The sequence below is a fragment of the Deltaproteobacteria bacterium genome (genome assembly GCA_011773515.1).
Taxonomy (GTDB): domain Bacteria; phylum Desulfobacterota; class Deferrimicrobia; order J040; family J040; genus WVXK01.
Genome location: WVXK01000006.1, coordinates 1 through 8139 on the forward strand (window position 1 = coordinate 1; position 8139 = coordinate 8139).

General features: G+C 56.0%; 6 protein-coding genes. 2 read left to right on the forward strand and 4 right to left on the reverse strand.

The window, feature by feature from the left end:
* Nucleotides 1–927: hypothetical protein (locus GTN70_00700; GenBank protein NIO15519.1), on the forward strand; the 927-nt coding region annotated here is incomplete at its 5' end.
* Nucleotides 928–1047: 120 nt separating this feature from the next.
* Here the strand turns inward: GTN70_00700 and lspA are convergent.
* The 4 genes from lspA to aroF form a co-directional block, all read right to left on the reverse strand.
* Entirely contained in the window at nucleotides 1048–1566 is a 519-nt protein-coding gene (lspA, locus tag GTN70_00705) for a signal peptidase II (GenBank protein NIO15520.1), read from the reverse strand.
* A complete protein-coding gene (gene ileS, locus GTN70_00710; protein NIO15521.1) occupies nucleotides 1545–4325 on the reverse strand; it encodes an isoleucine--tRNA ligase in 2781 nt (926 codons plus the stop codon). The genes lspA and ileS overlap by 22 nt, the downstream gene beginning before the upstream one ends.
* Nucleotides 4326–4435: 110 nt before the next feature.
* Complete coding sequence (locus GTN70_00715) at nucleotides 4436–6721, reverse strand: hypothetical protein (protein ID NIO15522.1); 2286 nt, start codon at nucleotides 6719–6721, stop codon at nucleotides 4436–4438.
* Between the two features lie 2 nt (nucleotides 6722–6723).
* Nucleotides 6724–7749: a 3-deoxy-7-phosphoheptulonate synthase gene (gene aroF / locus GTN70_00720; protein ID NIO15523.1), complete on the reverse strand. Its 1026-nt coding sequence runs from the start codon at nucleotides 7747–7749 to the stop codon at nucleotides 6724–6726.
* 106 nt (nucleotides 7750–7855) lie between these two features.
* Here aroF and GTN70_00725 point away from each other — a divergent pair.
* The coding region (locus GTN70_00725; protein NIO15524.1) for a hypothetical protein at nucleotides 7856–8139 on the forward strand (284 nt) is incomplete at its 3' end.

An 8139-nucleotide genomic window follows, 5' to 3' on the forward strand; every position in this document is an offset into this window, starting at 1 on the left:
GACAGCCCAGACGGAACATACGCCCGGGATGCCCTCCTGAACGGCCCGGCTGAGGTTGAGTACTATCAAGGAAAAATATTCATAAGTGATTTAATGAATCGTAATATAAAAATTATTGATGAGTCTTTTAAAATTTTCAAAATAGGTGATATTGCTGATATTTCTTTAATAAAAGAGGGTGATAGTTTAGTCGATACGGCTATACCCTTCCCAGTTGATTTTATTGTGGATGATTATGTATATTGCCTTTCTGCCGATTTACATATTTTTTCTATAGATTTATTCAAAGTGGAAAAAATTATATTTACGGAAAATCCCGGAATAATATTTTTGAATGATGAAAAAAATATGTTAACAGGCAAAAATGGTCAATTTTTCTACTCAGATTATGACGAGCATAAGATATACAAAATAACAAATGGTTTGAAAGAAATTTATGTTCAAGGAGGTATAAATCCCATAACAATCGGTGAGGGAATAAGTAAAGACAATTATGGTTTGATTAATCCAAAAGGCATTTATTTTGATGGCACAAGATTATACTTTTCAGATTCTGGAAATAACAAAATAAAATTTGTAGAAAACGATTTGGTTTATACATTTGTTGGAAGTTATGTTGAAAATCAATTTTATGATGGCATTTTAAGTTCTGATTACAATATAAAAACTCCTGATTTTATTAAAGCTTACTCAAACAAGTTTTTTGTGCTTGAATCGGATACTGGGAAATTAATAGTAGTAAAAGATAACAGATTGTTTTCAGTAACTTATAACAGCGGCGCACCCGGTTCCATCCTCGAACCGCTCCCCCCGGATACGGCTGGGCTGATAAACCCCCGCGACGTGACCGTCGACCCGGACGGAAACCTCTACGTGGCAGACACGGGCAACAACGCCATCAGGATGGTGGTTGGAGGGGCCCTATAGATGGTGAAAAGAGTTGAAAGTCCCGGGTCCCGAAAAACCAGTTTCGAGTTTAGAGTTGGGTGTCCATTCCGCATTCCGCATTCCGAATTCCGAATTACCACGTTACTCCCACAGGTCTCCTTATGCCTGTCTTTTCCTCTTCCGATGAAGGATCAGCGTGTCGGCTATCATGAGGAAGACGCCTGCCGTGATGGCTGCGTCGGCAACGTTGAAGGCAGGCCAGTGAAACCTCCCGATGTAGAAATCGAGAAAATCCACGACGAAGCCGAGGGACACCCGGTCGATGAGATTGCCCGCGGCGCCCCCGAGGATCAGGCCGAATGCCGCGCGGGTCGGCAGGTTGAATTCCTCGATGAGGACGAGGCAGATGAGAATGGCCATGATGACGACATTGACCAGCGACAGAAGGGGGTTCATGACCTTCGGGTCCAACGATGCGAGGAGCCCGAAAGCCACGCCCGTGTTCTTCGCGTACACGATCTGAAAGAAGCCTTTTATCACGCCGATCGCCTCGTGTCCTGGAACCGTTGCCCTGACCAGATACTTGCTCGCCTGGTCGATGACAACGACCGCCAGCGTGAACAGGAGGGGGACTTTTATCCGGGATGTGTTGAATCTTAACCGATTACGTTTCTGCATCGCTCACAGATCGTCGGATGGTCATCGTATTTTCCCACGGTTTCCTCATATTTCCAGCAGCGCTCGCACTTTTTGGCGCGGGACTTTGAAATCGCGATTCGCAGGTCCGGGTTTGCTTCCCCTGCGGCAGCCCCCTCTCCCGCGTCTTTTACAACCTCCACCATGCTCACGATGAGCACGTCCCGCAAAAGGTCGATGTTATCCGAGATAAACCTGCCGGTTTCTCCGGGAGCCTCGAAGGACACGACGGCATCCAGGGAATGGCCGATGATCTTCTTCTGCCTCCCCGCCTCCAGCGCCCTCGAAGCGTCTTCCCGTATCTTCAGTATCTTTTCGAACTTTTCGCGCACCGCGCTCTCCCCGGGGACGGAAAAGGGCTCTGGGAACGATTCGAGGAATACGCTCTCCGGCTTCCTATCCCAGTCGGGGGCGTGGTTCCAGGACTCTTCGGCGGTGAAGGAGATCACGGGCGCCGTGATGGTGAGAAGGGTCTTCAGTGTGAGGTAGATGGCGGTCTGGGCGCTTCTCCTTTCTGTCTCGCCGGTCCGGGATGCGTAGAGCCTGTCCTTGATAACGTCGAGGTAAAAACTGGACATGTCCACCACGCAGAAGTTGTGGACCGAGTGATATATCAGGTGAAATTCGTAATTCTCGTACGCCCTTTTCGTCCTTTCGATGAGCCTGTTCAGGCACGAGAGGGCGAACCGGTCGATCTCGAGCATCCCATCGAACGCTACGGCGTGGGCGGCCGGCTCGAAGTCGAAGAGGTTGGCCGTTAAAAAGCGGATCGTGTTCCGTATCTTCCTGTACGCGTCGGAAGTTCGCTCGAGAATCTCTTCAGAGATCCTGATGTCGTCACGGTAATCCTCGGCGATGACCCAGAGGCGCAGGATTTCGGCGCCGTACCGGCTGATGATTTCCCCGGGCGCCATGTAGTTTCCAAGCGATTTGGACATCTTCTTTCCCTGGCCGTCGACGACAAAGCCGTGGGTCAAAACGGCCCGGTAAGGCGCGAACCCCCGCGTTCCCGCGGAAGCCAGGAGGGTGCTGTGGAACCATCCCCTGTGCTGGTCGCTTCCCTCGAGGTAGAGGTCGACGGGGATCCCCAGGTTATCCTTCCCCTCGCACACGGCGGCATAACTCACTCCCGAGTCGAACCAGACGTCGAGTATATCCATCTCCTTCTCCAGGTCTGCGCACCCGCAGTCCGGGCAGGCGAAATCTCCCACGAGCTCCTTCGCACTCTTTGTGAACCAGGCGTCGGCTCCCTCCCTGTCGAAGACCCGGGCCACTTTTTCCACGAGGTCGTCGGAAAGAATCGATCTCTTGCAGCCGGTGCAGGTGAAAGCGGTAATCGGGACCCCCCAGGCCCGTTGCCGCGAGATGCACCAGTCCGGCCTGGTCTCGATCATCGACGCGATCCTCTGCTGCCCCCACCGGGGTATCCACGTCACCTTCTCTATCTCACCCAGGGCCTTTTTCCTTATGTTCGTCGCCTCCATGGAGATGAACCACTGGCTGGTGGCCCTGAAGATGACCGGCTCCTTGCACCGCCAGCAGTGGGGATACGCGTGGCTCATGGTGCCGGAGCCAACCAGCATTCCCCTCTCCCTGAGCTTGTCTATTACCGCGCTGTCGGCATCGAAGACGTCCATTCCCGCGAAGTGCTCCACGTCGGTGGTGAACCTTCCCCCGTCGTCGACGGGCGCGTAGATGTCCAGGGAGTAGGCAAGACCCGTCTCGTAGTCCTCCCGGCCGTGCCCCGGCGCGGTGTGGACGCAGCCCGTCCCCGCTTCCAGGGTCACATAGTCTCCCAGGACCAGGAGCGATTCCCTGTCGTACAGGGGGTGGTGGCAGAGAAGCCGCTCCAGCCGCCCCGCCTTGAAGGTGTCTATCCTTTCGTAATCCTCGATACCGACTTCTCTCACGAAGCTTTCGATCAGCCCCGCGGCGACCACGTAGACCTCGTTTCCTGCCCTGATCGCCGCGTATTCCAGTTCCGGGTGGAGGGCTATCGCGAGGTTGGAAGGTATGGTCCAGGGGGTCGTGGTCCAGATTACGAAAAAAACCTTTTCATCGGAAAGCTTCGAGGAGATATCCCCCGGCTGTCCCTGGTAGGGAAACTTGACGTAAATCGAAGGGGAGGAGTGGTCGTGGTACTCCACCTCCGCTTCGGCAAGGGCCGTCTTGCACTCCTTGCACCAGTAGACGGGCTTTACCCCCCGGTATACGGCCCCGCTCCGAACGAATGCCCCCAGTTCGCGGAGGGTCTTCGCCTCGTAGTCAAAACTCATCGTTTTGTATGGGTTATCCCAGTCCCCGAAGATTCCCAGCCTCTTGAACTCCTCCCGCTGAATATCGAGGAACTTTGCCGCGTAGTCCCTGCAGATCTGCCTTTTTTTCACCCGGTCGATGGTGTATTTCTTTTCCCCGAGATTCTTGTCCACCTGGTGCTCTATGGGGAGCCCGTGACAGTCCCAGCCGGGTACGTACTCCGACCAGTTGCCGGTCATGCTCCGGTATTTCACGATGATGTCCTTGAGGATCTTGTTCAGGGCATGCCCCATGTGGATATGGCCGTTTGCATAAGGCGGCCCGTCGTGAAGGACGAACTTTTTCCCCTGCCTGGTTTTCTCGATGATTTTCGCGTAGATGTCTATTTCTTTCCACTTTTCCAGGATGAGGGGCTCCCGGACGGGAAGGTTGGCTTTCATCGGGAAATCGGTTCGGGGCAGGCTCAGAGACTCCTTGTAATCCATGGTCATGTAACTCCCCTTTCTCGAATACGCAGCTGGTTGCCGGTCAAGGATTTACTTATACCATATTTCAAACGCCGATTTACAGGCATCAGTTACTTCGCCGCCCGGATTCAATCGAAAAGCTCCCGCAGGGTTTCGAGAAACTTCGTCCCGATCGACTCCACGGGCCCCGGGGGGTGATCCGGGCAGAATCCCGACGGTTCCGTTCCGGCCTCAAATGATTCCTCGATGACCTCCCTGCAGCCGGAGGTCGCAAGAAGCCCCGTCCGGTAGTCTACCTGTCTCCTCGAGATGCCGGTGGGGGGCTGAATTTCTCCGGGAGGTTTCCCGCGGTAGATTTTCTTGAGGATTTCGGCGGAAACGGGAAGGGCACCGGTGGCCCCCGTCAGCGGCGTCGGAGCCGCATCGTCGAAGCCGACCCAGGTACATATGGTGTAGTCCCTCGTCATGGCGACAAACCAGGAATCCCTGCCGTCGTCTGTCGTCCCCGTCTTGCCGGCCACACCCCGGGGGAATATCCTGCCCAGGGACCTGGCCGTTCCCCGGAGGACGGCTCCCGACAGCGCATCCAGGATGAGGAAGGCCTCTTCGGGCCTCACCGCGCCGATTGGCAGCGACGGGAACCGGAGAATCCGCTCCCCCTCCCGGTAGACGCTCTTTACGATCCTCACGGGAAACTTCTTTCCCACGGAGGCGAATGTCGCGTAGGCATACGCCATCTCCACCGGGGAGAAGGGAAAGGTGCCGAGAATCATCGACGGATAGGGCTTGAGCTTCTCTCCGAGCCCGAAGGTGGAGCTGGTGCTTATGATGGCGTCCAGGCCCGTTTCAAGCCCGATCCTGACGGCCCCCGTGTTGATCGAATTCTCGAGTATGGCACGCACCGTAACGCGGCCGTACTCCCGGTCGTCGAAGTTCCGGGGAAACCAGGCCCCCTCCTTCGTCTTGACGGGAATGCCTTTGGCGTCGACCATGGTGGAAAGGGTGACCGGTTTTCCCCCCACACCGTTTCTCAGGGCGGCGAATATGACGAAGGGTTTGAAGAGGGACCCCACCTGCCTCTTTGCCATGGTTGCGCGGTTGAACTGGGATTGGGCGTATGACCTGCCGCCGACGAGGGAAACCATCTCTCCCGTGGTGTTGTCGAGGATGACCACGGCGCCCTCGAGGCGCCCGGCCATCCCGTATGCCCTCTCTATCCTCGAGAGTGCCGAATCAAGGGATGCGGAAGCCACCTCCTGGATCACGGGGTCCAGGGTCGTGTATATGTGGTAGTCACCGTAGAAGATGTCGCTGCTTTCGATCCTGTCGCTCAACAGGTCCAATATAGCGTCGGTGAAATAGTTGGAGGAGGATTTTTCCCTTCCAACCATGGTAAGGGGGGGGAGGGCCCGCGATGCCTCGTCTCCCTCGTCCGGTGTAATGGTTCCCATTTTCACCATGCCCCCCGTGACATACCGCATCCTTGCCAGTATTCTCGCGGGGTGCCGCAGGGGAGAGTAGTAGTTGGGAGACTTGACGAGGGCCGCGATCATCGCCGCCTCGGAAAGCGTGAGGTCCCGGGCATTTTTTCCGAAATAGTAGCTGGCCGCCTCGCCCACGCCGTAAATGCCCTCGCTTCCCCGCTGGCCCAGGTAGATCTGGTTGAGGTAGAGCTCCAGGATCTTCTCCTTGCGGTACTTCATCTCCAGAATGAGCGCAATCAGGGTCTCCTGGACTTTCCGCGCCACCGTTTTCCGGGGGGAGAGGAAGAAGTTTCTCGCGAGCTGCTGCGTGATGGTCGACCCCCCCTCCTTGAAGCTCATGGTGGCGATATCCTTTATGAGGGCCCGCGCTATGGCCCGGTAATCTATGCCTATGTGCCTGAAGAAGCGCCTGTCCTCTGCGGCGATCACCGCATCGACGAGGTGCTTTGAGAACTCCTGGAGGGGCATGAATTTTCTGATCTGCCTCATCCTGTCGGCTACCCTGGCGATTTCGGGGACCCCCAGGATGAGGGTGTCGATGGCCACGCCGCCCGTCTCGATTTTCTCGATGTCCCCCGTGTCCTGGTCGTAGGTTATCGTGGCGAGGAATCCCCTCTGGTCTGCTTCCTCGGAACGCAGGTCCTTCACGTGAATGGTTATCCTTCCCTCTCCCCGGTTAAACTCCCCCTTTCCGGGGTTGCCCTCCCGTTCCGCGTATCCGAGCCGGTGAAGGTAGGTGAGGAGGAACCGGTTGTGGATGTTGTCCCCCTCGCTGATTTCCACCTGCCTGCCGAAGAGGGAGGAGGGGATTTTCAGGAGCCCTTCCTTTATCCTCCTGTTGATGAGGAAGTTGAGATAGGCAAGGTCGATGACGAAGGCGGCTGCCAGGAAGAGGGATAGGAGAGCCAGGGGTTTTTTGAATCCGTTCATCTTCAGGATGCTAAGGTCCTCCCCGCTGCGTTTACGAAGGGGACTATCTCCCCCATGAGGGACGCGAAGGCCGAAAAGTCAAGAGATTGCCCGCCGTCTGAGAGGGCCGTTTCGGGCGACGGGTGGACCTCTATCATCAGCCCGTCGCATCCCGCCGCTATCGCCGCAAAGGCCATGGACTTGACGTACCGGGAGTATCCCGTGGCGTGGGATGGATCGACGATAACGGGAAGATGGGTCCTCTCCCCGAGCACGGGAATGGCCGAGAGGTCGAGGGTGTTCCTGGTTGCGTCTTCGAAGGTGCGGATACCCCTCTCACAGAGGATCACGCTGCCGTTTCCCTCCGAGATGATGTACTCGGCGCTCATGATGAACTCGTTGATCGTGGTCATCATGCCCCGCTTCAAAAGAACGGGCCTTTTTGTCTTCCCCAGTTTTTTCAACAGGCCGAAGTTCTGAATGTTCCTCGCGCCTACCTGGAGGATGTCGGCGTGTTCGGCAATGAGGTCCACGTCTTCGGGGTTCATCACTTCCGTTATGACGGGGATGCCCGCCTCCCGGCTCGCCTTGAGGAGGTACTTGAGCCCTTTCCGCTCGAGGCCCTGGAAGCTGTATGGCGAGGTCCGTGGTTTGAATGCGCCGCCTCGCAGGATTTTTGCGCCCGTCTTCTTGACGAACTTGGCCGTGTCGGTGAGCATCTTCTGCCCTTCTATCGAGCAGGGCCCGGCTATGACGATGACCTCTTCCCCCCCGATGGCCACATCCCGGGTTATCCGTATTTTTGTCTTCTCTTTCTTGAACTCCCTGCTTGCCAGCTTGTAGGGCGTCAGGATGGGTACGACCTTTTCCACCCCGGGGAGCGTCTCCAGTGACTGGAGCACGAACTTCCCCCGCTCGTCGCCGATTGCACCGATTACGTTTCTCGTTTCACCGTAAATGGTGTGCGGCTTGTAGCCGAGGCCCTTTATCCTGCTGATCACGGCGTTCAGCTCCTTCTTCAGGGCCTTCGGCTTCATGACGATTATCATTTTTTCCTCCTTTATCCTTTTCTCATTTCCGTGAGATTACAGTAAAATTAGCCTTAGAATCCAATTATGCCATCAATGCCATAAAAACTGAACATATGAGGTTGCCATGAAAAATTTCACACGACGGGCAGTAACCGGGATCTCGGCATCCCTGCTGCTCCTGGTCGCCATCTCTGCGGCTCCTGCGCCGAGTCAGGCACGGGTGGTGAGGAGGGTTTACCCCGAGCAGCCGCGGTACGCCTTCACACCGGAACTCTACTTTACCGGGAGGGTGGGACTGTTCGAGCCAAACGACGAAACCGACGGGCTCGAGGGCTTCAGCAGCGGTTTCTTCGGCGGGATCGGAATCGGGTACCGTTCGGCGCCCTACCTGGCCTTCGAGGGGGAGAT